Genomic DNA, 425 nt, shown 5'->3' with positions numbered 1-425 from the left:
ACAGCCGACTTTCTTGAAGCTTCACTGGTATTATTAAAACCAATAAGGAAGAAGGAACTAATACTGGTAAGCTCCCAGAATATGAACATAGAGAGCAAATTATCACTCAACACAAGACCCAGCATTGCACCCATAAACATCCCTAGATATCCGTAGAACCTGTCAAGGTAATCGTGCTCCTTAAGATATTCTGCGGTATATGCAAAGACCAGGAAACCAATTCCCGTGATCAACAAAGAAAAAAGCAATGAAAGGCCATCAAGGGCGAAGTTTAAATCAAGCCCAAGAGTAGGTACCCATGAAATTTCCTGCCTTATCACCTCTCCTCCTGCAACCTGTGGAAGAAAGGAAAGAAAGTAAACAAATAGAGCTAAAGGAACCAGAGCAGATAGTACCGCAAGTTTTCCCTTTAAAAATTTCCCGGC

1 protein-coding gene is annotated in these 425 nt (G+C 41.4%); it reads right to left on the bottom strand.

What is annotated here, in order from left to right:
* On the bottom strand, window positions 1-425 hold a 425-nt coding region (locus HC176_RS16795), incomplete at both ends, for a proton-conducting transporter transmembrane domain-containing protein (protein ID WP_280818706.1).

The sequence above is a fragment of the Tamlana crocina genome (assembly GCF_012037625.1).
The sequence above is the reverse complement of the archived record's forward strand: the minus strand, read 5'-3'. Positions and strand labels throughout refer to the sequence as shown.